This is a genomic window from Micromonospora sp. MW-13 (assembly GCF_003434305.1).
Classification (GTDB): domain Bacteria; phylum Actinomycetota; class Actinomycetes; order Mycobacteriales; family Micromonosporaceae; genus Micromonospora.
On sequence record NZ_QKKX01000017.1, the window covers coordinates 1 to 24,558 of the forward strand.

The following is a 24,558-nucleotide window of genomic DNA, read 5'->3' on the forward strand; positions in this document are numbered from 1 at the left end:
GGCGGCTGCGTCGCCACCGGCACCGTCGGCCGCCGGACCGTCGGGCCGCCCGGCCGGGCCCGGCGCGACCTCGCCCCCGGCCGCCTTCCGGCCGGCCGTCGCGCCGGGCGGGGTACGCCCCGGGCGCGGCGGCCCGAGGCGGGCCGGTGGAAGCTTCCGATCATCCGACACGACGCACCGCCCCCTCGCCGACCTGGTACCGGACGCCGCGCAGGCCGGTCGGCACGTCGTCGTCCACGGCGCAGGTCACCAGCACCTGGCTGGCCCCGCCGACCAGCTCCGCCAGCCGCTCCCGGCGGCCCGCGTCCAGCTCGGCGAAGACGTCGTCGAGCACCAGCACCGGCTCGATGCCGTCGGAGCGGAGCAGATCGTACCCGGCCAGCCGCAGCGCCAGCGCGAACGACCAGGACTCGCCGTGGCTGGCGTACCCCTTCGCGGGCAGCGGACCGAGGGTGAGCACCAGGTCGTCGCGGTGCGGACCGACCAGGGTGGTGCCCCGCTCGACCTCGGCCGACCGGGACTCGGCCAGCGCCGCCGTCAACGCCTCGACCAACGCCGCCCGGTCCGGCGTCGGGCCGGTCAACTCCACCGACGGCCGGTACGCGACACCGGCCGCGCCGCGCCCCGCCGCCACCGCGTCGTACGCCTTGGTGACGTGCGGGCCGAGCGCGGCGACCAGTTCCAGCCGGCCGGCGAGCAGCTCGGCACCGTGCCGGGCCAGGTGGGTGTCCCAGACCGCGAGGGTGGACAGGTCCCCGCCCCGCGACCCGCCGGTCTTGCGGGCCAGGTACGCGGTGCGCAGCAGGGCGTTGCGCTGCTTGACCACCCGCTCGTAGTCGGCACGCACCCCGGCGTACCGGGGCTGACGGTTGACCAGCAGGTCGTCGAGGTAGCGGCGGCGCTCGGCCGGGTCACCGCGGACGAGTTCCAGATCCTCCGGAGCGAACAGCACCAGCCGCAGCGCGCCGAGGACGTCACGAGCCCGCCGGGCCGGCGAGCGCCCCAGCCGGGCCCGGTTGGCCTTGCCCGGGACGATCTCCAACTCGATCAGCAGCTCGCGCCCGTCGTGCACCACGGCGCACCGGATCACCGCGGCGGACGCCCCCATCCGGACCAGCGGGGCGTCCGTGGCGACCCGGTGCGAGTCCAGCGTCGCCACGTAACCCAGCGCCTCGACCAGGTTGGTCTTGCCGACGCCGTTGGCGCCGGTCAGGACGTTCGGACCCGGCTCCAGATCAACGCCGACCCGCTCGTACGAGCGGAAGTCGACCAGTTCGAGCCGGCGGACGTACACAGGCTGTGGATACCGCTCAGCGCTTGTGGACGGCGTGCCCGCCGAACTGCTGGCGCAGCGCGGCGACGGCCTTCATCGCGGGCGAGTCGTCCTGCCGGGAGGCGAACCGGGCGAACAGCGACGCGGTGATGACGTTCAGCGGCACGGCCAGCCGGACGGCCTCGTCGACCGTCCACCGGCCCTCGCCGGTGTCCTCGGTGTAGCCGCTCAGCTCGGCCAGCTCCGGATCCTCGTCGAGGGCTCGGTCGAGCAGGTCGAGCAGCCAGGAGCGGACGACGGTGCCCTCACGCCAGGACTTGAACACGCCCGGCACGTTGGTCACGATCTCCGACTTGGCGAGCAGCTCGTAACCCTCGGCGTAGGCGTGCATCAGGCCGTACTCGATGCCGTTGTGCACCATCTTGGCGTAGTGGCCGGCACCGACCGGGCCGGCGTGCACGAAGCCGAACTCGCCGGCCGGCTTGAGCGCCTCGAAGATCGGCAGCAGCCGGTCGACGTGCTCCTGCGCGCCGCCGACCATCAGGCCGTACCCGTTCTCCCTGCCCCAGACCCCGCCGGAGACGCCGACGTCGAGGTAGCCGATGCCCTGCTCGGCGAGCCGCTCGGCGCGGGGCCCATCGTCGCTGAACCGGGAGTTGCCGCCGTCGATGATGATGTCGCCCGCACCGAGCACGCCAGCGAGGTCGTCGATGGTCGTGTCGGTGACGCCGGCCGGGACCATCACCCAGACGGCGCGGGGCGCGTCAAGCTTGTCGACCAGCTCGGCCAGGCTCGCGGCGTCGCTCAGTTCCGCGTTGCGGTCGTAGCCGACCACCTCGTGCCCGGCGGCGCGCAACCGCTCGCGCATGTTGCCGCCCATCCGGCCGAGCCCTACCAGGCCGAGCTGCATCTGTTTCCTACCTCCGCTGGGTCTGGATCAAGGGGTGTGCGATCAGCGGGAGACGCGGATCGGCATGATCAGGTACCGGTACCCCGGGATGACCTCACCATCCTCGCCGGCGGGGGAAATCACCGCCGGCTTGAACGCGTCGACGAACGCGAGCAGCGCGAACTGGGTGCCCAGGTTGTTCAGGCCGTCGATCAGGTACTGCGGGTTGAAGCCGATCGTCAGCGCCTCACCGGTGAAGGTGGCGTCCATGGCCTCGCTGGCCCGGGCCTCCTCGGTGCCGCCGGCCTCGACGACGAGCCCGTCGGAGCTGAAGCTGAGCAGCACCGGCGTGGTGCGCTCGGCGACCAGGGCGACCCGCTTCACGACCTCGATCAGGGTGCTGACCGCCACCCGGGCCTCGGCGTTGTGGCTGCTCGGGAAGAGCGAGCGCACCGGCGGGTAGTTCGCGCCGTCGAGCAGCCGGCTGGTGGTGCGCCGGGTGCCGCCGGAGAAACCGATCATGCCCTCGCCGGCCGCGCCCTGGGAGAGCGCCATGGTGACCTGACCGCCGAGCGGGCCGAGGGCCTTGGCGGTGTCGTGCAGGGTCCGGGCCGGCACGAGGGCGTTGATGCTCACCTCGGGGTCGTCCGGGTTCCACTCCATCTCGCGCAGGGCGAGGCGGTACCGGTCGGTGGCGAGCATCGCCAGGTTGCCACCGGAAAGCTCGACCCGGACGCCGGTCATCATCGGCAGGGTCTCGTCCCGGCCGGCTGCCACGGCCACCTGGGCGACGGCCGCGGCGAACGCGGCGGCGTCCACGGTGCCGGCGCTCTCCGGCATCTCCGGCAGCGAGGGATAGTCCTCCACCGGCATGGTGGGCAGGGTGAACCGGGCGCTGCCGCAGACCAGCTCCAGGTGCGCGCCGACCGCGGCGATGTCGACCGGCTTGGCCGGAAGCGCCTTGGTGATCTCGGCGAGCAGCCGCCCGGAGACCAGCGCGGCGCCGTCGGCGTCGCCCTGCACCTCGACGGTCACCTGGCTGGAGACCTCGTAGTCGAAGCCGGAGACCTGCAGATTGCCGTCGGTCACCCGGAGCATCACGCCGGCCAGCACCGGCACGGACGGCCGGCTGGGCAGGCTCTTAGCGGTCCACGCCACGGCCTCGGCGAGCGCGTCGCGCTCCACTCGGAACTTCATCAATGCCTCCGCGTCGACGTCAGCGACAACTCTCTCATGCCGACCGCTGCCTACCGTCCCGCCCGACCGTGCGGGTACCCATCGCACCTTAGGGCGCGCGGGCAACGGCTGTGCGCCCGACCCCGTGGATCGCGTCGGTGCCGGACGGGCTGTCCCCGGCCGTTCCGACCCGATCCACAGGAAGTCCAACGGTGATGATTGGTTTTTGTTCTCTTAGAAGAACAAACTCATCGTCTTCATCGCACCTGTGCAAACTGTGGAAAACCGACGTCTGCGCAGGTCAGACAGGTTATCCACCGGTGGTTTGGCTGTGGAGAACCGGGGGTACAACTGGCCCCGCGATCCACAGGCCGCCCGATCCACCGGGTTGTCCACCGTCGTCCACCGGTTATCCACCGGTTATCCACCGACTTTCTCCCCAGTCCTGTGGACGGGCCGGCCCGCCCGGATCGCCGTTGTCCCCAGAACCTTCAACAGGAAACCCACAGGACCCCTCGGATCCGTGGACAACTGCGGCTCTGTCCCCAGCCGTCCACAGCCTCGTCCCCAGGGTTTGTCCACAGCCTGTGGGTAACTGGCGTAGGACGGAACGTAGTTTTCCACCGTCGGTGGAAAACCGGCTGTGGACAACGAGCGGCGGCTGTGGACGGACACGGCCCGATCCTGCGGCCTCGACCCGGTGGAGGGTCAACACCGACGGCTCGGAACCCCCTGTGGACAGTGGACCGTCGGGCGGGATGTGTCCGGGGTCACCCGACCCGAACGCACGGACGCCCTGCCGGGGTCCGGCAGGGCGTCGGGGTTCTCGCGCCGCGCGGCGCGGCGGCGGGCGTACGGCTCAGGTGGTCTGCTTGATCCGGTTGGTCAGCTCGGCGATCTGGTTGTAGAGCGAGCGGCGCTCCGCCATCTGCTGGCGGATCTTCCGGTCGGCGTGCATCACGGTGGTGTGGTCCCGGCCGCCGAACGCCTGTCCGATCCGGGGCAGCGACAGGTCGGTCAGCTCGCGGCACAGGTACATGGCCACCTGCCGGGCGTTGACCAGCACCCGGGACCGGGAGTGCCCGCGCAGGTCCTCCAGGCTGACCCCGAAGTAGTCGGCGGTGGACACCATGATCTGGTCCGCGGTGATCTCGGGGCCGGCGCCGTCGGGGATGAAGTCCCGCAGCACCTCCTCGGCCAGCGACAGCTCCACCGTCGACCGGGTGAGGCTGGCGAACGCGGTGACCCGGATCAGCGCCCCCTCCAGCTCCCGGATCGAGTTCGACACCCGCGAGGCGATGAACTCCAGCACGTCCGGCGGGGCGTACAGCCGTTCCTGGGCCGCCTTCTTCTGCAGGATCGCGATCCGGGTCTCCAGGTCGGGCGGCTGGATGTCCGCCAGCAGCCCCCACTCGAACCGGGTCCGCAGCCGGTCCTCCAGCGTGGCGAGCTGCTTCGGCGACCGGTCGGAGGTGATCACGATCTGCTTGTTGGCGTTGTGCAGGGTGTTGAAGGTGTGGAAGAACTCCTCCTGGGTCCGCTCGCGGTTCTCCAGGAACTGGATGTCGTCGATCAGCAGGATGTCGACGTCGCGGTAGCGGCGTTGGAACGCGCTGGTCTTGTCGTCCCGCAGCGAGTTGATGAAGTCGTTGGTGAACTCCTCGGTCGAGACGTACCGGACCGAGCGGGCGTTGCCCAGCGTCGTGGCGTAGTGGCCAATGGCGTGCAGCAGGTGGGTCTTGCCCAGCCCGGAGCTGCCGTAGATGAACAGCGGGTTGTACGCCTTCGCGGGCGACTCGGCCACCGCGACCGAGGCGGCGTGCGCGAAGCGGTTGGACGAGCCGATGACGAACGTCTCGAACATGTACTTCGGGTTGAGCCGGTTCCCGCCGGCATCCGCGCCCCCGGGCATCCGCCGGTCGTCCCGGCCGCCGGGCCGGTGATCCGCGCCGCCGCGCCCGGGGCCGCTGTCCGTCCCGCCGTCGCGGGGCAGCCGTGGGCCGGGCGCCGGCCCCGCGTCGCGGTACCGGGGCTCGTAGGGCCGGCTGTCGGCACCCGGGTCGAGCGCGGGTCGCCCCTCGTAGCCGCGCCGGTCCGGAGCCAGCGGCTCGGCGAAGGCGGTGCTGAACAGCGGCTCCTGGGCGTCCCGGCTGGCCGGCACCAGCCCCGCCCGGTGACCGTCGGCACCCGCCGGGGAGTGCGCGGGGGCGTCGTCCGCCGACGGGTGCTCCGTCGCGCCGCGCTCCGGGTAGCCGGCGTCCTCGCGCCCGGGACCGGCCGGTCGGCCGTGGCCGGCGTGGGCCTGCTCGCCCCGGTCCGGGTACCCCGGGGCAGGGCGGCCGGGCTCCGGCTCGTGTCGGTTCGTTCCCGGCCCGTCGTAGCTGTGGGCGTCGAAGCCGGAGGGCCCGTCGAAGCCGGGCGGGCCACCGGCGTCCGGGGCGCCGCGGTAGACCGTGCCGGCCGGGCGTCCGGCCGTTTCCTCGGCCACCCGTACGGTGACGGCCACCTGGATCGGCCGGCCGAGCCGCCGGGTCAGCGCCTCGGTGATGGCAGGCCGCAGCCGGGACTCGATCACGTCGCGGGTGAACGCGTCCGGGACCGAGAGCAGCGCGGTGTCCTCCACGATCGCGCGGAGGCGGGTGAGCCTCAGGTACGCGCGTTGCTGCGCGGAGATGATCTCATCGGCGAGTTCGTCCGTGGTCGCCGTCCACACCGCGGCAAGGTCGGTCGTACCGGCCACCGTCGTGCCACCCCCTCGCCTCTGCTCCCGACCGCCGCTGGTCCAGCCCGAACGGCTGACCGGTCGTCGTCATCCACAAGTTATCCACAGCCTGTGTGTACCGACCGATTGTGGCCTCCCGCCGGAGGCGGGTCGGACCTGCCCCCTGTCTGGGCGGGCGCTGAAGCGGGTTTCACCGTGCCGAACGATTCACTACCTTGTCCGGTCTTGCCTGCCGACGCCAACCGGCTGCCGATGCCGACCGCAAACGCGCACGCTAACAGCGGGGGGCGGGGGCCATCAACCGCCGACGCGTGGCACCCTTGTCGGCATCAGTGAAAACCGCCGCTTCGGTCGCGCTCGCGGCCTGGCGGGGCCGCCGTACGAGGTGTTTGACGGTCATTGCCCCCCTGCGTAGGCTGGAGCGGCTGCTCTGCCGCCCTCTGCTAGGGTGGTGTGTGCTTGCTGTCCGCAGTCGCCTTCCCCGCATAGTCGAGGTCCCGCGCCGCCGGGCAGCACCGATCGGGGGCCACCGCCGAGGTGGCCTGGACCACCACACGATCCCGGCGGTCCTGCCTCCGGGGCGTACGAAAACGGAGAGCCTGACGTGAGCAAGCGCACCTACCAGCCGAACAACCGCCGGCGCGCGAAGACCCACGGCTTCCGGCTGCGCATGCGCACCCGGGCCGGCCGCGCCATCATCTCGACCCGTCGCTCCAAGGGCCGCACCCGCCTGTCGGCCTGAGGCCGACAGGTCCGGTCCGGGGGACGTGGGCAGTCGTGCTGGCGGCCGCGCAACGACTGCGGCGCAGCAGCGACTTCGCCGCAGCGGTCCGGGCTGGCCGTCGAGCCGGCCGAGGCGCCGTCGTCGTCCATCTGACCCTGCCCGTCACACCCGGCCCCACGGCCGACACCTCGCCGAAGCCGGCGCGGACCCCCGGTGCGGAGGAGACCTCCACACCGACCCGCGCCGGCTTCGTCGTGTCCAAGGCCGTCGGCCCCGCCGTCGTCCGTAACACGGTCCGGCGCCGGCTGCGGCACCTGGTCCGCGAGCGGCTGGCGGCCCTGCCGGCCGGCAGCACCCTGGTGGTACGCGCGCTGCCGGCCGCCGCCGAGGCGTCGTACCCCCGGCTCGGGGCAGACCTCGACGCGGCGCTCGACGCGGCCCGCACCTCCCGGGGCCGGCGATCACGGTGAGCAGCGGTTCCGCCGCTCCGCGGCCGACGAGCCTGGGTGCCCGACTGCTGAGCGGGCCCATCGTCGCGTACCGTCGTTGGATAAGCCCGGCGCTGCCGGCCCGCTGTCGGTTCCACCCGTCGTGCAGTGCATACGCCCTTGAGGCGGTGGCCCGACACGGCGCGCTGAGGGGAGCCGGTCTGACGGTCCGGCGGCTGTCGCGCTGCCACCCCTTTCACCCAGGTGGATACGACCCGGTGCCCGAGCCGGGCGGTCGCCGCCGTGCCGATGTGACTGGAGTCTGAGAATTGAGTCTCGACTGGATCTACTACGCGATCTCGTGGATCCTGCTGACCTGGCACTCGGCTTGGGATGCCATCGGCGTGCCGGTCGGCGCGGTGATCGGTACGAACTGGGCCTGGATCCTGGCCATCGTCTTCCTGGTGGTCACCGTCCGGGTGATCCTGTTCCCCGTCTTCGTCAAGCAGATCAAGTCCCAGCGGGCCATGCAGGCGCTCCAGCCCAAGGTGAAGGAGCTCCAGGAGAAGCACAAGGGTGACCGGGAGACGCTCCAGAAGGAGATGATGGAGCTCTATCGGAAGGAAAAGGCCAACCCGCTCATGGGCTGCCTTCCGATGTTCCTCCAGATCCCGGTCTTCCTCGGCCTCTTCCACGTGCTGCGCCGCCTCGACCCGGCCAAGGACAACAAGACCCTCTACGGCTGGACCGTCGACCAGTTCAACAGCGCCTCCAGCGCCAAGATCTTCACCGCCCCGATCGCCGGCAAGTTCGGCTCGACCGCCGAGGAACTGGCCCGCCTCGGCGCCAACGGCACCACTGTCAAGGTGATCGCCGGCATTCTGGTCCTGATCATGATGGGCACCACCTACCTCACCAGCCGCCAGATGATCCTCAAGACCGGCTGGGCGGAGGACCCGCAGCAGAAGATGATCCAGCGCCTGATGCTCTACGGCATCCCGCTGTCGCTGCTCGTCTCCGGCGCGATCTTCCCGATCGGTGTGATCATCTACTGGGTCACCAACAACATGTTCACCCTCGGCCAGCAGCAGTGGGTGCTCCGCAAGTACCCGCCGCCGCCCACCCCGGGCCGCACCGGCACCCCCGCGTCCCGCGGGCCGGTCCAGCCGGCGAAGAAGATCGGCGGGCTGCTCGGCCGCAAGGCCGCCCCGACCCCGGTCAAGCAGGCCCCGTCCGCCCCGAAGGTCGCCGGTCCCAAGCCGGGCGCCAAGCCGGTCAACCCGAAGAAGGGCGGCCCGGCCAAGCGCCAGGGCTGATCCTTCAGCCGTCCGCCACCGGCCCGGCCGGTGGCGGACGGGCCCGGTCCCTGGCAGCCGCCCCACGGGGCAGGCGCCGGGCCGGAACCGCCGCGCCCAGCGCGGACACGGGCGAGACTGGCCCGTACAGACGTGCCCAGGGCACCGGCGATCGTCCGCCGGGCCCGGGAGACCAGCGGACCCGACGGTCCGGCCGAGCGAGTACGGAGATGAGACCGTGACCGAGACCAGCATCCCCAGCGCTGACCAGTCCCTGGACGAGAAGATCGCGCCGATCGAGGCCACCGACGACACCGAGGCGGAGGAGGCCGAGGCCGGGGCGGGCACGCGGGAGAAGAAGGCGCCAGCCGAGAGCGAGCTGTTCCGGCAGAGCGAGATCGCGGCCGACTACGTCGAGGGGCTGCTCGACATCCTCGACTACGACGGCGACATCGACGAGTTGGTGTCCGGTGGTCGGCCGGTCGTCGAGGTGGTCGGCGGCGGGCTGCAGAACCTGGTCGGTCAGCGCGGCTCCACCCTGGAGGCGCTCCAGGAGCTGGCCCGGTTGGCGGTGTTCCGGCAGACCGGCACCCCGAGCCGGCTGCTGCTCGACGTCGGGGGCTACCGGGCCACCCGCCGTAAGGAACTCGCCGCCGTCGCCAAGAACGCGGTGGAGAAGGTCAAGGAGTACGGCGAGCCGGTGCGGCTGGAGCCGATGTCCGCGTTCGAGCGCAAGTGCGTCCACGACGTCGTCAACGCGATGAGCGGGGTGGAGAGCGAGTCCGAGGGCGTCGAGCCGAACCGGCGCATCATCGTCCGGCCGGCGGACTGACCGGGTGCCACACGACGACACCACGGCTGACGCCGTGACCGGCCCGGGTGGCACGCCGCCCGGGCCGTCGCCTGTCCGGTCCCGGCAATCCGTCGACGGGCCGGACCCGAGCGGCGGGCCGGACTCCGCCGTCGAGCCGTCGGCGGCCGTCGGGCCGGACCTCACCGAACGGTCGGACCCTGCCGTCGAGCCGTCGGCGGGGGGCGAGCCGGACCTCACCAGCGGGCCGGACCCTGCCGTCGCGGCGCTGCCGCCGGAGCTGGCCGAGGCGGCTCGTACCCTCTTCGGCGAGCGGCTCGACCTCGCTGCGGCGTACGCGGAGGTGCTCGCCACCGACGGCGTGGTCCGGGGCCTGATCGGGCCGCGCGAGGCACCACGGATCTGGGAGCGGCACCTGCTGAACTGCGCCGCGGTGGCGGAGCGCATCCCGGAGGGCGTGTCGGTGCTGGACGTCGGTTCCGGCGCCGGCCTGCCCGGCCTGGTACTCGCGATCGCGCGCCCCGACCTGACCGTGGCGCTGGTCGAGCCGCTGGCCCGGCGCACCTCGTTCCTCATCGAGGTCGTCGAGCGGCTGGGCCTGGCGAAGACGGTCCGGGTGTTCCGGGGCCGGGCCGAGGAGGCGGCGACCGGGTCCACCGGCGTCGGTCCGTTCAGCGCGGAGATCGTCACCGCGCGGGCGGTGGCCCCGCTCGACCGGCTCTCCGCCTGGTGCCTGCCGCTGGCGGTGCGCGGCGGGCGCCTGTTGGCCATGAAGGGATCGTCCGCCGCCGACGAGATCGCCGAGCACGCCGAGGCGGTTGCCAAGCTGGGCGGGGGCGAGCCCACTGTGCACCACTGCGGAGTCGGGGTGATCGAGCCACCCGCAACGGTGGTGGAGATCGTCCGGGAGCGGGTCGTGAACCCGCCACGGGTCAAGTCCGCCTCGAAACGGACGCGCGGTGGTCGGCGCCGGGGTCGCTGATCCGACTTCCTCGCCGCCCCGCCGGCTTCCCACCGCAGGTCGCGTCGTTGATAGGGATGCGGGTGCGCGGCGGCCTGAGAACCCGACGTGGACCGGCCGCGCCTGTCCGCCGTAGGCTGGCCGGGAGCGGGCGGCATCTGCGCCCCAGGGAGCCCCGGCCGCTCCCGCCGGGCCGTACGCTCCGCGGTGCGACGAGCGTGGCCAAGACGACGGGGTGCGGACCGACCATCCGGAGCGGGCAGGGATGACAGGTGCATGACGACGGCAGGTACGACGATCCACGGGTGACGACCGGTCGCGGAGGACGCTCCGCGACCGACCCCGTTTCACGTGAAACCGACCAGCAGGGCTGGGACGCCGGCACCCCGGGTGCGGTCCCGCCTCCAGTCGACTGCGAACCGGTGCCGCGCCGCGCCGCACCGGCCGGCCCGGGTGGCGCCCGGCAGCCCGTGGGAAGGTCCGGGACGGTCTACGGTGCTGGCCGGCCCGACGGGCCGGCCCCCGCCGAGCGTGCCGTCGCCGACCAGCGCGACGCCACCGCGCCCGTCCGGTTCGAGTCGTTGCCCGCCGCAGCGGCCGTTCCCCAGCAACCCGCACCTCGTGCGGTGCCCGATACGACCCCCGGAGTCGCCGTTCCTGGCGACACGCCGGCACCACCAGCCGGGGCCTACGGGACCGATCCGGCGGATGCCGCGTACGTTTCACGTGAAACCCCGACGCGCGAAGAGGATGACCCACCGTTGGCTATGGAGGCTATGCGCGCCGTGCAGATCCTTAATCCAAGTGGCGAGGTGAGCATGCCCCGCCCCGACCGGACCCGGGTGATGTGCGTCGCCAACCAGAAGGGCGGCGTGGGTAAGACCACGACCACGGTGAACCTGGCGGTGGCGCTTGCCCTGCACGGAAACCGGGTCCTCGTGGTCGACCTCGACCCGCAGGGCAATGCGTCTACCGGGCTGAACGTCCCGCACCACACCGGGGTTCCGGACGTCTACGACTGCCTGATCAACAGCGTGCCGCTGGAGGAGGTGGCCCAGGGCGTCGAGGGCATCCCCAATCTGTGGTGCGTACCGGCCACGATCGACCTGGCTGGTGCCGAGATCGAGCTGGTGTCGGTGGTGGCCCGGGAGTCTCGCCTGGCCCGGGCGATCGCCGCGTACCCCGGGCACTTCGACTACGTCTTCATCGACTGCCCGCCCTCGCTCGGCCTGCTCACCGTCAACGCATTGGTGGCCGCCCAGGAGGTGCTGATCCCGATCCAGTGCGAGTACTACGCGCTGGAGGGGCTCAACCAACTGATCAACAACATCAACCTGGTCCGTCAGCACCTCAACCCGAGGTTGGATGTCTCCACCATCCTGCTCACCATGTACGACCGGCGTACCCGGCTGGCCGACGCGGTGGAGCAGGACGTCCGGAACCACTTCGGCGACAAGGTGCTCCAGGCGGTCATTCCCCGCAACGTCCGCGTCTCGGAGGCGCCGAGCTACGGCCAGTCGGTGATGACCTACGATCCCGGTTCGCGGGGGGCGACGAGTTACTTCGAGGCCGCCCAGGAAATTGCCGAGCGTGGGGTCAAGGAGCCGGTGAGCCGGAATGCGTAGTGCGGACGAGTCGCTGGGAGGCGTCGTATGAAGAACCGTCCTCGGGGCGGTCTGGGCCGGGGGCTAGGGGCGCTCATCCCCACCGGTCCGGTCCAGCCCGCCGGAACGATGACGGCGACGCCCGAGGCAGGTGAACGCCCCGCCCAGGTTCCGCCGGCGATCGCCCCGCCGGTGGTGACCGAGCCGGTAGCGACGGAGCCGGTGGTGACCGAGCCCGAGCCGACGGAGCCCGAGCCGACGGAGCCCGAGCTTCAGCTCAGCCCGGTGCCCGGCGCCCGGTTCGCCGAGATCCCGGTCGACGCGATCGTGCCCAACCCGAAGCAGCCCCGCCAGGTCTTCGACGAGGAGGCTTTGGAGGAACTCAAGACCTCCATCCAGGAGGTCGGTTTCCTCCAGCCGATCGTGGTGCGTGCGCTGGACGGCGAGAAGTACGAACTCGTCATGGGCGAGCGCCGGTGGCGGGCCGCGCAGGCGGTCGGTCGGGAGAACATCCCGGCGATCGTCCGGGACACCCGCGACGACGCCATGCTCCGCGACGCGTTGCTGGAGAACATCCATCGGGCCAACCTCAACCCCCTGGAGGAGGCCGCCGCCTACCAGCAACTGCTGGAGGAGTTCGGCGCGACCCACGAGGAACTGGCCCGCCGGATCGGCCGCAGCCGACCGCAGATCTCCAACACGATCCGGCTGCTGAACCTGCCCGCCCCGGTGCAGCGGCGGGTTGCCGCCGGGGTGCTCTCCGCCGGTCATGCCCGCGCGCTGCTGAGCCTCGACGAAGCGGAGGCCCAGGAGCAGTTGGCGCTCCGCATCGTCGCCGAAGGGCTGTCCGTCCGGGCCACCGAGGAGATCGTCGCGCTCGCGCTGGCCGACGGACCGGCCAAGGGTCCCGCCGCGAAGCGACGGACCAAGCCACACGCCCCCGCCCTGACCGATCTCGCGGACCGGCTCTCCGACCGGTTCGACACCCATGTGAAGGTGGACATCGGACGGAGCAAGGGCAAGATCACGATCGAGTTCGCCACGGTCGACGACCTCGAACGGATCGTCGGCATCATCGGGGTCGGCCAGGAGGAAGCCGAGGACTGACTGACCCGGTCGGATCCCGGCCGCGCCGTCCGTGCAGGACGACGCGGCCGATTCGTCTCTCGGCCCCCTGGTCGTGCGGGAGCTGCCGGCGGCGACGCAAGGTCGCCCCGCGCCCGCCCCTGGGAAAAGACAGGCCGCCCTGCGGCGGCTTTGAGTCGTCTCCTGTCCTCCTACGGGTCTGCCCCGACCGGTGTTCGGCTCGGACCGGGCTGAGCGCGTAGGAGCGTGACGAGCAGCCGGCACCCGTGCTGCGCCGCGGTGCCCCGCCAGCGGACCCTGTTTGGCTGACAAACGGAAGCGGCGCTGGGGCCGTTCGAACGCGGCTGGCAGAGCAGCCCGCTGTGCGGGCGTCTGCGAGCACTGATCGACGTGCTGCGGTTTCCGGGTAGCGGGGACTGATCACGACGCCCCAGGGCCGTCAGGAGCCGTCCCCGAAGGGCCGAGGCGGTGACGCCTCGCCTCGGAACCCAGTCCGTGCCGTGCCCGGAAGAAGCGGGGGAAGTGTTCCACGTGAAACGTCGACCGAGCCGGGCGACTGCTGCCGAGCACCGGGCCTGGTAAGGCCGACCTGGCGGGTCCGGCAAGGTCGACTTGGCGGGCCCTGCGACCGGCCGCACGGCGGCATCCCTCCCCGACGCGACCCCGCATCCCCCGCCCATGCGCCCACGGTCGAGGCCCCGGCGCAACCGGTTCGCGGGCCGGAGAGCACCGAACGGGCGTGGCTGTGGCCGACCCGCACCATCCCCTCGCCCCACACCGACCCGTCCACGGCAGGGCGGCTCTCCGACCCGGGTCGGAGAGCCGCCCCCCGCGACCGCCCCCCGCGACCGCCCCCCGCGACCGCCCCCCGCGACCGCCCCCCGCGACCGCCCCCCGCGACCGCCCCCCGCGACCGCCCCCCGCGACCGCCGGGTGCAGGTTCACCGGACGGACCGACGTCGGCGAGGTAGGTCGCTGTTCCACGTGAAACGGTCTGCCCAGCCTTGCTGACGGTGGCCGGGCCGTTGACCGGCGAGTCGGATCGGTTGCGGACGGCCGGTGGCACCGAATTGCGGGGATCGCGCGGCGGAGGCGGCCGGACGGGAGCGGCCCTGCCGTCGCCCTGGGGCGGACTGGGTAGGCCGGGCCGAGAACCGGGTTCGGGCACTCGCCGATGAGCAGGACTGACAGCAGCGCGGGCTCAGTCGAGGGGCCGGTGCCAAGTTAAGGCGGCAGGACAAGGGGTCGGCGGTGGGCCGGGAGAGCGGCAACCAGAGCCGAACGCGGGCCGGTGGGGGTGGAGGGCGAGGCCAAGCAGGCGTCAGGGGTTTCCGGATCGGGCCAGGGCCAAAACCGGAACCCGGGCCGGCGGACGGACGAGACGGAATGCCTGTGAACGGACGTCCGGACCGCCGGTGTTCTCGGGGACGACGTCCCGCTCGCCGGCCGACCCGCCCGCCGACCCGCCCACCGCGAGCCTGGTATCGGAGAACCGGCCGATACCAGGAGACAGAGCCGAGGAAACCCACCTGCCCGAAGGCAGCCGCGCCAGACCGCCAACGGCCCGGTCTCGTGGCCCGGCCGGGAACCGGGAAGACAGTCGGCGCGGAGGGCTAACGCCTTGGCGACCGGCGCAGCGGCACCAGGTTGAACACCACGCCCACCACATTCCGGCACCGCCGCCGTTCGGGCCAGCGCGGCTCGGATCGCGAGCAACGGTTTCACGTGGAACCGAGCCGGACGACCGACGAGCTGAGCCATGGGGCGAGCGGGCGATATCGAGGCGCCCAACCGCGGCACGCACCGGGGCCGACACCGGCCGGTTCGGTCTCAGCGCATGAGGGGACGGGCGCGAGGTGGGGACGGGACGCATGCCCCCCGATAGCCACATCCCCGGGGGTCCGATCGCGGGACTCCTCCGGCGAGCGAGCCGGAAGCGGATCACGGGAGAGGCACCCATGGTCGAGGGAGCCAGGCCTCGATCGGCAGCGGGGCGGCTGTCGGGGGCCGGCGCCGCGCCAGCCGCCCCGGCCCGGCCGGGGTAACCGCGAAGGCCCGCCCCCGAACTTCGCCTATCGGCTCCTCCCGCGACCATCTCCCTGGGGACCGAAGCCACCTCGCCTGGGCCTGAAGCGCTCACATTTCAGGTCGCCGAGACAGCGACCCATCGCTCTGCGGGTCGTTAGGTACGAGGGAGTCGGTGGGCTGTGCACAACTTCGTCGCCGATCCGCAAAGTTATCCACAGCGGTTTTCCACAGGCACCCTCCGTTCCACGTGAAACCCCGCGTGAAACGCGGTTTCGGCCTGTGGATGACGTGGGGTGGTGACGACCACAGGGGCCTGTGGATAACGTGTGGACAACCGATGTGGGGGCGAGTCGGAGCGGGCTGACCCGGATCGGGACAGGCGGCTACGGCCGGTCCGGCGTACCTGAGGGTGGACGAATCAGGTAGGGACAGGGATTGCCCGCTCGGTTAGGGTCAGCGTCGTGCACGACACCCCTCCCTCAGTCCCCGATTTCACCTCCTGGCCCTCTTTCCCCTTCGAAGGCGATCTCCAGGTCAAGCACCTCGACGACCCGGTCGCGGTGGAGCCCCCGCGCCGGGGCGAGGGAGCTCGGGAATGCACGGCGTGCGGCGCGCCGGACGATGCGTACATCTGGGTCGGCGAGCGGTGGCGGGTCCGCGCCATGGACCGGCCGACCGGGCTGCCGATGGTGCTGATCCTGGAGTCCCGCTCCCACCTCGACCTCGGCGACCTGCCCAACCTCCTCGCCGCCGAACTGGGCGTGATGACGGTCCGGCTGGAACGGGCGATCCGCTCCCTCGACGGCGTCGCGCGGGTCCACGTCAACCGTTGGGGCGACGGGTCCGCCCACCTGCATCTGTGGTTCCTGGCCCGGCCGTACGGGCGACTCCAGCTCCGGGGCACGTTCCTGTCGCTGTGGGACTCGATCCTCCCGCCCATCTCCGAGGAGCAGTGGCGGGAGAACCTGGCCCTGGTGGCCGCCTGGCTGGCGGAGTTCGGCGGCCGTCCGCTGGCCGAGCCGCCCCGCATCCAGTGGCAGGCGCCGTCGAGCATCGCCGCCCAGTCGTCCGCCCCCGCCCCTGCCCCGGACGAGGACGACGCCATCGGGGTGATCGAAGCGGCCGAGGAGATCCCGGAACCGGACGGCGGGGAGGACTCCGCCGCCCCGTCGACCGATGAGCCGGTGGATGAGCCGGGACGCCGCTGACACCGCCCCGTACCGGACGGGCGGGAAACGGGGCGAAGGGGAAGGTCAGACGGGACGGGCGGCGGCCCGGGTCACCAGCGACCCGAGAAGACGGCCGAAGTCCAGACCGGCGGCCTGCACCGCGAGCGGCAGCAGCGACGTCTCCGTCATCCCCGGGGAGACGTTGACCTCCAGCACGTGCGGCCGGCCGTCGGCGTCGACGATCAGGTCGACCCGGGACAGGTCGCGCAGCCCGAGGGCGGCGTGCGCGGCCACCGCCACCTCGGCCACCCCGGCCGCCACCTCCGGGTCCAGCCGGGCCGGCGCGTGCCAGGTGGTCCGGCCGGCGGTGTACCGGGCCGCATAGTCGTACACGCCGTTGCGAGGCACGATCTCCACGGCGGGCAGCGCCCGCGGCCCCTCCCCGAGGTCGACCACCGAAACGGCCACGTCCATGCCGGGCACGTACCGCTCGACGAGCGCCGTCGGGTCGTACGCGAAACAGCCGACCATCGCGGCCGGCAGCGACGCCGCCTCCCGGACCACGGCGGCGCCCAGCCCGGAACCGCCCTGCGCCGGCTTCACCATCAGCGGCAGGCCCAGCCGGTCGACGATCCGGTCCAGCACGGCCACCGCGCCCAGCTCGGAGAAGCGGTCATGCGGCAGCGCCACCCAGTCGGGGGTGGGGATGCCGGCCTCCCGAAGCACCGCCTTGGCCGACGGCTTGTCCCAGGCCAGCCGGGACGCGCGGGCGTCACAACCGACGTAGGGGACGTCGCAGAGGTCGAGAACGCCGCGCAGCGAGCCGTCCTCGCCGGTGGCGCCGTGCAGGGCGATCACCACGGCGTCGGGCGGGTCGGCGACCAACGCCGGCAGCAGGGCGACGTCGGCGTCCCGCAGCTCCGCCTCCACCCCGACGGCCCGGAGCGCGTCGAGCACCCGCCGGCCGGACCGGAGCGAGACGTCCCGCTCGTAGGAGAGCCCACCGGCGAGCACCAGCACGTGCAGCTCGTCGGTGACGGCGGGGTCGGTCACGGTGATTCGCTCGGCAGGGGTCGAAGCCATGCCGGAATCATGCCAAGTCGGGTCCCGGCGTGTCCGCGCCGGCCTGCCCGCGCCGCACCTCGGGACGGCCGACCGCGCCGAACACCCGGCGCATGGCGATGTCCTGCTCCATCACGCTGGCCAGTCGGCGCACGCCCTCGCGGATCCGCTCTGGTGACGGGAAGGAGAAGTTGAGCCGCATGGTGCCGGTGCCGGTGCCGTCGGCGTAGAAGCCGGTGCCGGGCACGTACGCCACCCGCGCCGCGATGGCCCGCGGCATCATCGCCTTCGAATCCAGGCCGTCGGGCAGCGTCGCCCAGACGAACAGGCCGCCGGCGGGGTTGGTCCAGGTGGTGCCGGCGGGCATCAGGTCGTCCAGGGCCGCCAGCATCGCGTCCCGGCGCTCCCGGTAGACCTCCCGGTACACCTTGAGCTGCTCCCGCCACGGCATGGTGCCCAGGTAGGTCGAGACGGCGGCCTGGGCGTACCCGCTGGGGCAGAGGATCTGCGCCTCGCTGGCGATCACCAGCTTGTCGCGCACCGCGTGCGGGGCCAGGATCCAGCCCACCCGCAACCCGGGGGCGAAGGTCTTGGAGAAGGTGCTCAGGTAGAACACCCCGTCGCGGCGGCGGGCCCGCAGCGGGCGCGGGGCGTCACCCTCGAAACCGAGCTGACCGTACGGGTCGTCCTCGACCACCAGCAGGCCGGCGCGTTCGCAGATGTCGAGCACCCGTTCGCGCCGTTCCTCGCTGAGCGTCACGCCCGTCGGGTTTTGGTAGGTCGGGATGGTGTACAGGAACTTCACCCGCCGGCCGGATCGGGCCAGCTCCGCCACGGCCGCCTCCAGGGCCTCCGGGATCAGCCCCTCGTCGTCCATCGGCACGTGTACCACCTGGGCCTGGGCGGCCTGGAACACCCCGAGTGCGCCGACGTAGGTCGGCCCCTCGGCGAGCACCACGTCACCCGGGTCGAGGAAGAGCCGGGCCACCAGGTCGAGCGCCTGCTGGCCGCCGACGGTCACCACGACGTCCTCCGGGGAGGCGCCGCAGGACGCGTCGACGCCGGAGAGGGCCATCACCTCACAGATCCGCTCGCGCAGCTCCAGGGTGCCCTGGCCGATGCCGTACTGGAGGGTGGTGGCCCCGTGCTCGGAGCCGAGCCGGCCGAGCATCTCGCCCACCGCGTCCAGCGGCAGGGCGGCGATGTACGGTGCGCCTCCGGCGAGCGAGACCACCTCCGGCCGGCTGGCCACCGCGAACAGCGCGCGGATCTCCGAGGCGGTCATGCCTCGGACGCGCCGGGCGTACCGGTCGGTGTAGTCGTCGAGCGTCGTGCCGGTCATGACATCACCTCGATCGCGTGTCGGGCGGCTGCCGCCCTCCCGGGATACCCGGGACGCCGCAGACCATGGCGGCACGGGACGCAGATCCCCGATGGTAGTCGGGTCGGCGACGAACGGCCCCTACGACGTGACCCGAGTCCACATCCCGGACCCGCGGGCGGCCGGCACGGGGGCGTCCCGGCGGCGCTCCGGGTGCATTCGCGCGTCCCCTCCCGTAGCGTCACCAGTCGGCGTACGATCGCTCGTCGGGGGGCCGAGGCGGCGGTGGCGTTGCGCGCCGGTCTCGTCTCCGAGCCTATTGTGGGGATGCGCCAATGTCTCGACGTCTGGTCAGCCTGACCCTCGACACCCTGGAAGACCTGCCCCGCCCGTGCCGGCAGTGCGTCTACTGGGAGCTTGATCCGGTGTCCGCCGACCGGGCCTGCGCGGCGGGCGACCCGGGGCTGGAGAAGGAGGCCTGGGTCTCCCAGACGCTGCTGGAGTGGGGCTCCTGCGGCAAGCTCGCGTACGTCGACGGCATGCCCGCCGGCTTCGTCATGTACGCCCCGCCGGCCTACGTGCCCCGCGCGATGGCGTTCCCCACCTCGCCCGTCTCCGCCGACGCGGCGCTGCTGATGACCGCGCACGTGGTCGCCCCCTTCGCCGGTGGCGGGCTCGGCCGGATGCTCGTGCAGGGCGTGGCCCGGGACCTCACCAAGCGGGGGATCAAGGCGATCGAGGCGTTCGGCGACGCGAAGTTCGGCGACGACGGCGACCCGCCCGGCGGCTGCGTCGCCCCCGCCGACTACTTCCTCTCGGTGGGCTTCAAGACGGTCCGTCCGCACCCGCGCTACCCCCGGCTACGGCTGGAGCTGCGCACCGCGCTGAGCTGGAAGTCCGACGTCGAGTACGCCCTGGAGAAGCTGCTCGGCTCGATGAGCCCGGAGACCCTGCTCCGGCCGGTCCGGCCTGCCCCGGCCACCCGTTCCACCAGCGGCTGACCCGCACGCCGCCAGCGCCGTGCGCCGGGCGGGAGCGGAGCGGGCCCGGCTGGTCGGAGTCGTGCGGCGGCCCTCGCCCGGCCCCGCCCAGGCAACGGACCGGGCGGGCTCAGGCGGTGGCCACCCGGCCGGCCGCGACCGCCGCCCGCAGCTCGCTGACGTCGATCGAGCCGGTGGGCACGTCCCGCTCGACCGGGAAGTACATCCGCTGGACGGCGGCCACGATCGCCTCGACGATCCGGTCCCGGAACCGCGGGTCGACCAGCCGTCCCCGGTCCGCCGGAGAGGTCAGGTAGCCCACCTCCACCCGTACCGCCGGCATCCGGGTCAGCCGGAGCAGGTCCCACGTCTTGGCGTGGGTCCGGCAGTTCCGCAGCCCCGTCCGGGCCACGATCTCCCGCTGTACCAGCCCGGCCAGCCGCTCACCGGTGGCCGAGGTGACCCCGTTGTCGGTGCCATAGTGGTAGGTCGCCACGCCCTCGGCCTCCGGATTGGCGTGTCCGTCGGTGTGCAGCGAGATGAACACGTCCGCGCCCAGGGAGTTGGCCAGTTGCGCCCGTTCCACGTCCGGTAGGCAACTCCCCGGCGCCGGCCCCCGGGTGAGCTGCACCCGCACCCCGGAGGCGGCGAGCCGCCCCTCCAGCCGGCTGGCCAGGTCGTGCACCAGGTCGGCCTCGGTCCAGCGCAGCGGCCCGTCCGGCACCACCACCCCCGGATCGGTGCCGCCGTGCCCGGGGTCGATGACCACGGTCCGGCCGACCAGGGCGGGGCCGGCCTGCCGGATCGCGTCGGACTCGCGCAGCCACTGCGGCCGGCCGCCCACCACCTTGCGCCCCAGGCGGCGCAGCGTCCCCATGGTGTGCGGGCCGCAGGAGCCGTCGGGCTTGAGCCCCATCTCCCGCTGGAACTGGGCCACCGCCCGCGAGGTGCGCACGCCGTAGATGGCGTCGGCGCGGCCCACGTCGTACCCCATCTCCAGCAGGCGTTCCTGCAACGACCGGACGTCCTCGCCGATCAGTGGCTCCGGCACCGCGTGGTAGAGGGTCCGCGCGCCGAGCCGCCAGCGGGCGGCGTCCAGGGCGCGCCACGTCTCCGCGCCGACCCGCCCGTCCACGCTGAGCCCACGGGACTGCTGGAACGCCCGGACCGCGCGTTCGGTCGCGGCGTCGTACTCGTCGTCGTCGCCCGTGGGCGACGAGGGGAGCAGGTCGAGGCCGGTCAGCACGCCACGGATCTCGGTCACCGCCGGTCCCCGGTCGCCGGGTCGGATCGGACGCACGCTCGACCCCCTTCGCACGGTTGTGGCCGGTCGTCCCGCGACGCCGCAGGCGGGGTCGGCGACCCCGCTGGGCGACGGGGCGCGGCGTGGCCGACCGGCCGCCCCCGGGTTGAGGCTATGCGGTCCGGCCGGCCGAGGTGCGGTGTCCGCCCAGGTCAGGGCCGGAAACCCGAAACCCCGCACCCGCGAGGGGTACGGGGTTTCGGGGTGCGTCGGTCAGAGCGCGGACTGGATCAGCTTGACCAGTTCGCCCTTCGGCTTGGCGCCGGCGATGGACTGGACCGGCTCGCCGTCCTTGAAGACGGTCAGGGTCGGCACGGACATCACCCGGTAGGCGCGGGCCGTCTCCGGATTCTCGTCGATGTTGAGCTTCACGATGCTGACCTGGTCGCCCATCTCGCCGGCGATCTCCTCCAGCAGCGGGGAGACCTTGCGGCACGGCGCGCACCACTCAGCCCAGAAGTCGACGAGCACCGGCTTGTCGGACTTCAGCACGTCGGCGGCGAAGCTCGCGTCGGTGACCGCCTTTGTCGCTCCCACTATGACCCTCCTCCGGGACTTCGTTCAGATCGTTCGTCGTTTCGGTGCCACGCCGGGGGCGGCGTCGCTGCGGGTGGTGCTGCGGCTCAGCTCTGGATCGTGGCGATGAAGCGCTCGGCGTCCAGGGCGGACGCGCAGCCCGTGCCGGCGGCAGTGATCGCCTGCCGGTAGGTGTGGTCGACCACGTCGCCGGCCGCGAACACGCCCGGGATGCTGGTCCGGGTGCTCGGCGCCTGCACCTTCACGTAGCCCTCGTCGTCCAGCTCGACCTGGCCGCGGAACAGTTCGCTGCGCGGGTCGTGACCGATCGCCACGAAGACGCCGGTGACGTCGAGAACCTTGCTCTCCCCGCTGTGCACGTTGCGGACCCGTACGCCGGAGACCTTGCCGTCGGCGCCGAGAACCTCCTCGACCACCGTGTTCCACTCGACCTTGATCTTGTCGTTGCCGAGCGCCCGTTCGGCCATGATCTTGCTGGCCCGGAACGAGTCGCGCCGGTGGATGATGGTGACCGACTCGGCGAACCGGGTGAGGAAGCTGGCCTCCTCCATCGCCGAGTCGCCGCCACCGACGACCACGATGTGCTGGTTGCGGAAGAAGAAGCCGTCACAGGTGGCACAGGACGAGACGCCGTGGCCGAGGTACTCCTGCTCACCCGGCACGCCCAGGGGACGCCAGGCCGAACCGGTGGACAGAATGACGGCCTTCGCCCGGTACGCGGTCTCGCCGACCCACACGGTGCTCACCGCGTCGGAGCCGACACTGCCGGTGTCCTTCAGCTCGACCCGGGTCACGTCGTCGGTGAGGAACTCGGCACCGAACCGCTCGGCCTGCTTGCGCATGTTGTCCATCAGCTCGGGACCCAGGATGCCGTCGGCGAAGCCGGGGAAGTTCTCCACCTCGGTCGTCGTCATCAGCGCGCCACCGGACTGCACGCCCTCGATGACCAGGGGCTTGAGGTTGGCGCGCGCGGCATAGACCGCCGCCGTGTAACCGGCCGGCCCGGAGCCGATGATGATCAGGTTGCGGACCTCGTCCACTGCCGTCTCCCGATGTGTGTGGTCGCCATCGGCGCGCGCACCGATGCCGGTCTGAGTGCCGCCGCCACGCGGACGCCGCCACGACTCCTGACTTGCGAAACGTCATCGTACGAAGTGGGGATTCCCGAGCCGGTCATCCGGTGGGTCACGTCACGTGGAAGGACGGCGTCGCCGATTCCGTCTCGCCCGGGCCAGCGGGTCACCCCGCCCCGCTACGCCCGCCGGCGAACCGTGATCTCACCCTACCCGCGCCCGGTAGCGGGTGTCGGCCCCGGATCCGGGTACGCCGCACTCCGGGCCGCTGACCCACGCCCAGCGCACCCCGGACGGGTCGACGAAGCGCACGATCAGCGCCGGGTCGCCCCGGAACCGGGCGTAGTCGACCAGGTCGACGGTGAGCGGACCGGCCCCGTACTCGGTGCTGACCGCCGTCAGGCAGGAGGTCAGGGCACCCGCCGCGGTGAGCCGGTCGAGGTCGCCGACCGCCGGGAGGCGCTCGCCTCCGCCGACCTCCGGCGCCGCCGATCCCTGCCCGACCGACTTGGACGGCCCGGTGCGCGGCGCGCCGGAGGCCAGCGCCTCCGGCGTCCAGTCGATGCCGCTGTGCTGCGGGTTTCCGGTCGCGCGGAAGGAGCCGTTCGCACCCATCGCCGCTCCGGCGGGTTCCCTCATCGTGGTGGTCGCCGCGCTGTCGGACTGCGTGCTCTCGGTGACGAACCGGTTGAGCCCCAGCCCGACGGCGAACACCGCCGCGGTGGCCAGCGCCACCGGCCCGGCGATCCGGACCCAGCGTCGCCCGCGCCGGCCAGGACCGGCGGTGCCGGTACGACCGGTCGTCGGCCCGGACCCTCCGGCCGGCCGGCGCGACCCGCCCGACGGCTGGGCCGGCACCAGCGCGGGTGGCACTCCGGTCGCGCGATCGGGATCGGTCCGGTCCGTGGCGTCCGGCGCAACGGAGGGGCCGGTGGGCGTGCCCGGGCCGGCGCCGGCCAGCGCGGCGGCGATCCGGTCGGCGACCGCCAGCGGCATCTCGGGGGCCGGTCCGGCCCAGGCCGCAAGGTCCTCGCCGACCCGGGCCAGGGCCGGCGCCAGCGCGTCGTGGGCCTCGGCCCAGGCCGGGTCCTCCTCGACCAGCCGGGCCACGACCGCCTCGTCCGGCGTGCCGTCGAGCGCGCCGCCGAGGTAGTCGGCGAGCAGGTCGTGGTCGACCTCCCTGAACCCCCCGGCCGTCACGATTCCTCCTGGTTGGCGTCGCGCCGGGAGCGCCCCGACCCAGATCGGACGCCCCCCGCCGGCCCAGGGTTCCCCCGGGTGACGACGGGCACGTCCGGGCCGGCCCCGGCGTCGGGTGGGGCGGCGTTCCGGACTCGCGCCCCGGACCGCCCGTCCTGTGGCGGGGCGACCCGCCCGGGCCGGCCGGACCGCAGGTTCGGGCCCTCGTCGGCGTCCGCGCCGGTCGTTCCCTCGGGGACGACACCCGTGCGCAGGTGACCGAGCGCCACAGCGAGGCGGGCGCGGCCCCGGGCGCAGCGGCTCTTGACCGTCCCCTCGGCGACGCCGAGGATCCGGGCCACCTCGGCGACGGGGTAGCCCTGTACGTCCACCAGCACCAGCGCCGACCGCTGCTCGACCGGAAGCTCGGCGAGGGCCTGGCGGACCACCAGGGCGGTGTCGTGGTCCTGGACGGGGGCGGCCGGTTCCACCCCGCCGGTCGACGGGCCGTCGTCGGGGCCGTGCGTCCCGTCCGGCAGCGGAACGGTCGGGTGCGCCTGCCGGCGTCGGATCCGGTCCAGGCAGGCGTTCACCACGATTCGGTGCAGCCAGGTGGTGACGGCGGAGTCACCCCGGAACCGGGCCGCCGCGCGGTGGGCGGAGAGCAGCGCGTCCTGGAGCCCGTCGGCGGCCTCCTCGCGGTCGCCGACCGTCCGGAGGGCCACCGCCCAGAGCCGGTCCCGGTGCCGGTGGAAGAGTTCGGTGAAGGCGTATCGGTCGCCGGCGACGTGGGCGCGGAGCAGTTCGACGTCGCTCGGCCCGGTGCCCGGGACGGAGCCGGTCGGAACGGCGACCGGTGGACGGCGCTGGCCGTCCACCGGTACGTCTGTCGTCCGCTCGCCGTGACCGTCCATCACCACGCCCGCCCGGGGTGGCG

At 72.9% G+C, this 24,558-nt stretch carries 20 protein-coding genes and 1 pseudogene; 10 read left to right on the top strand and 11 right to left on the bottom strand.

Features of this window, described 5'->3' with window-relative positions:
• Positions 1-160: 160 nt before the first annotated feature.
• From recF to dnaA, 4 genes are all read right to left on the bottom strand, one after another.
• Entirely contained in the window at positions 161-1,294 is a 1,134-nt protein-coding gene (gene recF / locus C5N14_RS11720; RefSeq protein WP_117668125.1) for a DNA replication/repair protein RecF, read from the bottom strand.
• A gap of 16 nt (positions 1,295-1,310) precedes the next feature.
• Complete coding sequence (gnd, locus tag C5N14_RS11725; protein WP_117668126.1) at positions 1,311-2,183, bottom strand: phosphogluconate dehydrogenase (NAD(+)-dependent, decarboxylating); 873 nt, start codon at positions 2,181-2,183, stop codon at positions 1,311-1,313.
• Between the two features lie 42 nt (positions 2,184-2,225).
• The gene (gene dnaN / locus C5N14_RS11730) at positions 2,226-3,359 is read right to left on the bottom strand and encodes a DNA polymerase III subunit beta (RefSeq protein WP_117668127.1); all 1,134 of its coding nucleotides are present in this window, start codon (positions 3,357-3,359) and stop codon (positions 2,226-2,228) included.
• Positions 3,360-4,197: 838 nt separating this feature from the next.
• The gene (dnaA, locus tag C5N14_RS11735) at positions 4,198-6,078 is read right to left on the bottom strand and encodes a chromosomal replication initiator protein DnaA (protein ID WP_117668128.1); all 1,881 of its coding nucleotides are present in this window, start codon (positions 6,076-6,078) and stop codon (positions 4,198-4,200) included.
• A 586-nt stretch (positions 6,079-6,664) separates the two neighbouring features.
• Between dnaA and rpmH the strand changes: the two genes are divergently transcribed.
• From rpmH to C5N14_RS11785, 9 genes and pseudogenes are all read left to right on the top strand, one after another.
• Positions 6,665-6,802 (top strand): 50S ribosomal protein L34, encoded by a 138-nt coding sequence (gene rpmH / locus C5N14_RS11740; RefSeq protein ID WP_117668129.1) that lies wholly within the window; start codon positions 6,665-6,667, stop codon positions 6,800-6,802.
• A 35-nt stretch (positions 6,803-6,837) separates the two neighbouring features.
• Positions 6,838-7,254, top strand: a complete 417-nt coding sequence (gene rnpA, locus C5N14_RS11745) for a ribonuclease P protein component (RefSeq protein WP_117668130.1) — start codon at positions 6,838-6,840, stop codon at positions 7,252-7,254.
• 44 nt (positions 7,255-7,298) lie between these two features.
• The gene (gene yidD, locus C5N14_RS11750) at positions 7,299-7,538 is read left to right on the top strand and encodes a membrane protein insertion efficiency factor YidD (protein ID WP_207892709.1); all 240 of its coding nucleotides are present in this window, start codon (positions 7,299-7,301) and stop codon (positions 7,536-7,538) included.
• Positions 7,539-7,541: 3 nt separating this feature from the next.
• On the top strand, positions 7,542-8,528 hold the full coding sequence (gene yidC / locus C5N14_RS11755) for a membrane protein insertase YidC (RefSeq protein WP_117668132.1): 987 nt from the start codon (positions 7,542-7,544) through the stop codon (positions 8,526-8,528).
• Between the two features lie 217 nt (positions 8,529-8,745).
• Entirely contained in the window at positions 8,746-9,339 is a 594-nt protein-coding gene (locus C5N14_RS11765) for a R3H domain-containing nucleic acid-binding protein (RefSeq protein ID WP_117668134.1), read from the top strand.
• 247 nt (positions 9,340-9,586) lie between these two features.
• On the top strand, positions 9,587-10,300 hold the full coding sequence (gene rsmG, locus C5N14_RS11770; RefSeq protein ID WP_207892710.1) for a 16S rRNA (guanine(527)-N(7))-methyltransferase RsmG: 714 nt from the start codon (positions 9,587-9,589) through the stop codon (positions 10,298-10,300).
• Between the two features lie 251 nt (positions 10,301-10,551).
• Positions 10,552-11,904 carry a ParA family protein gene (locus tag C5N14_RS33955; RefSeq protein WP_117668136.1) on the top strand — a complete coding sequence of 451 codons (1,353 nt, stop codon included), beginning with the start codon at positions 10,552-10,554 and terminating at the stop codon, positions 11,902-11,904.
• 27 nt (positions 11,905-11,931) lie between these two features.
• Positions 11,932-12,990: a ParB/RepB/Spo0J family partition protein gene (locus tag C5N14_RS11780; protein WP_117668137.1), complete on the top strand. Its 1,059-nt coding sequence runs from the start codon at positions 11,932-11,934 to the stop codon at positions 12,988-12,990.
• 2,468 nt (positions 12,991-15,458) lie between these two features.
• Positions 15,459-16,196, top strand: a pseudogene (locus C5N14_RS11785) (hypothetical protein); the annotation flags it as partial.
• 54 nt (positions 16,197-16,250) lie between these two features.
• On the opposite strand, the gene C5N14_RS11790 reads toward C5N14_RS11785, so the two are convergent.
• The gene (locus C5N14_RS11790) at positions 16,251-17,249 is read right to left on the bottom strand and encodes a D-alanine--D-alanine ligase (protein ID WP_117668138.1); all 999 of its coding nucleotides are present in this window, start codon (positions 17,247-17,249) and stop codon (positions 16,251-16,253) included.
• Between the two features lie 7 nt (positions 17,250-17,256).
• Complete coding sequence (locus C5N14_RS11795) at positions 17,257-18,570, bottom strand: PLP-dependent aminotransferase family protein (RefSeq protein ID WP_117668139.1); 1,314 nt, start codon at positions 18,568-18,570, stop codon at positions 17,257-17,259.
• Positions 18,571-18,884: 314 nt separating this feature from the next.
• Here C5N14_RS11795 and C5N14_RS11800 point away from each other — a divergent pair, with 314 nt between their 5' ends.
• Positions 18,885-19,550: a GNAT family N-acetyltransferase gene (locus tag C5N14_RS11800; protein ID WP_117668140.1), complete on the top strand. Its 666-nt coding sequence runs from the start codon at positions 18,885-18,887 to the stop codon at positions 19,548-19,550.
• 109 nt (positions 19,551-19,659) lie between these two features.
• Here C5N14_RS11800 and C5N14_RS11805 read toward each other — a convergent pair whose 3' ends face one another.
• The 5 genes from C5N14_RS11805 to sigM form a co-directional block, all read right to left on the bottom strand.
• Complete coding sequence (locus C5N14_RS11805; RefSeq protein ID WP_117668141.1) at positions 19,660-20,829, bottom strand: N-acetylmuramoyl-L-alanine amidase; 1,170 nt, start codon at positions 20,827-20,829, stop codon at positions 19,660-19,662.
• A 216-nt stretch (positions 20,830-21,045) separates the two neighbouring features.
• The gene (gene trxA / locus C5N14_RS11810; protein ID WP_117668142.1) at positions 21,046-21,369 is read right to left on the bottom strand and encodes a thioredoxin; all 324 of its coding nucleotides are present in this window, start codon (positions 21,367-21,369) and stop codon (positions 21,046-21,048) included.
• 86 nt (positions 21,370-21,455) lie between these two features.
• Entirely contained in the window at positions 21,456-22,409 is a 954-nt protein-coding gene (trxB, locus tag C5N14_RS11815; protein WP_117668143.1) for a thioredoxin-disulfide reductase, read from the bottom strand.
• Between the two features lie 237 nt (positions 22,410-22,646).
• Positions 22,647-23,642: a hypothetical protein gene (locus tag C5N14_RS11820; protein WP_117668144.1), complete on the bottom strand. Its 996-nt coding sequence runs from the start codon at positions 23,640-23,642 to the stop codon at positions 22,647-22,649.
• Positions 23,639-24,535, bottom strand: a complete 897-nt coding sequence (gene sigM, locus C5N14_RS11825; protein ID WP_243639501.1) for an RNA polymerase sigma factor SigM — start codon at positions 24,533-24,535, stop codon at positions 23,639-23,641. The genes C5N14_RS11820 and sigM overlap by 4 nt, the downstream gene beginning before the upstream one ends.
• Positions 24,536-24,558 lie beyond the last annotated feature (23 nt).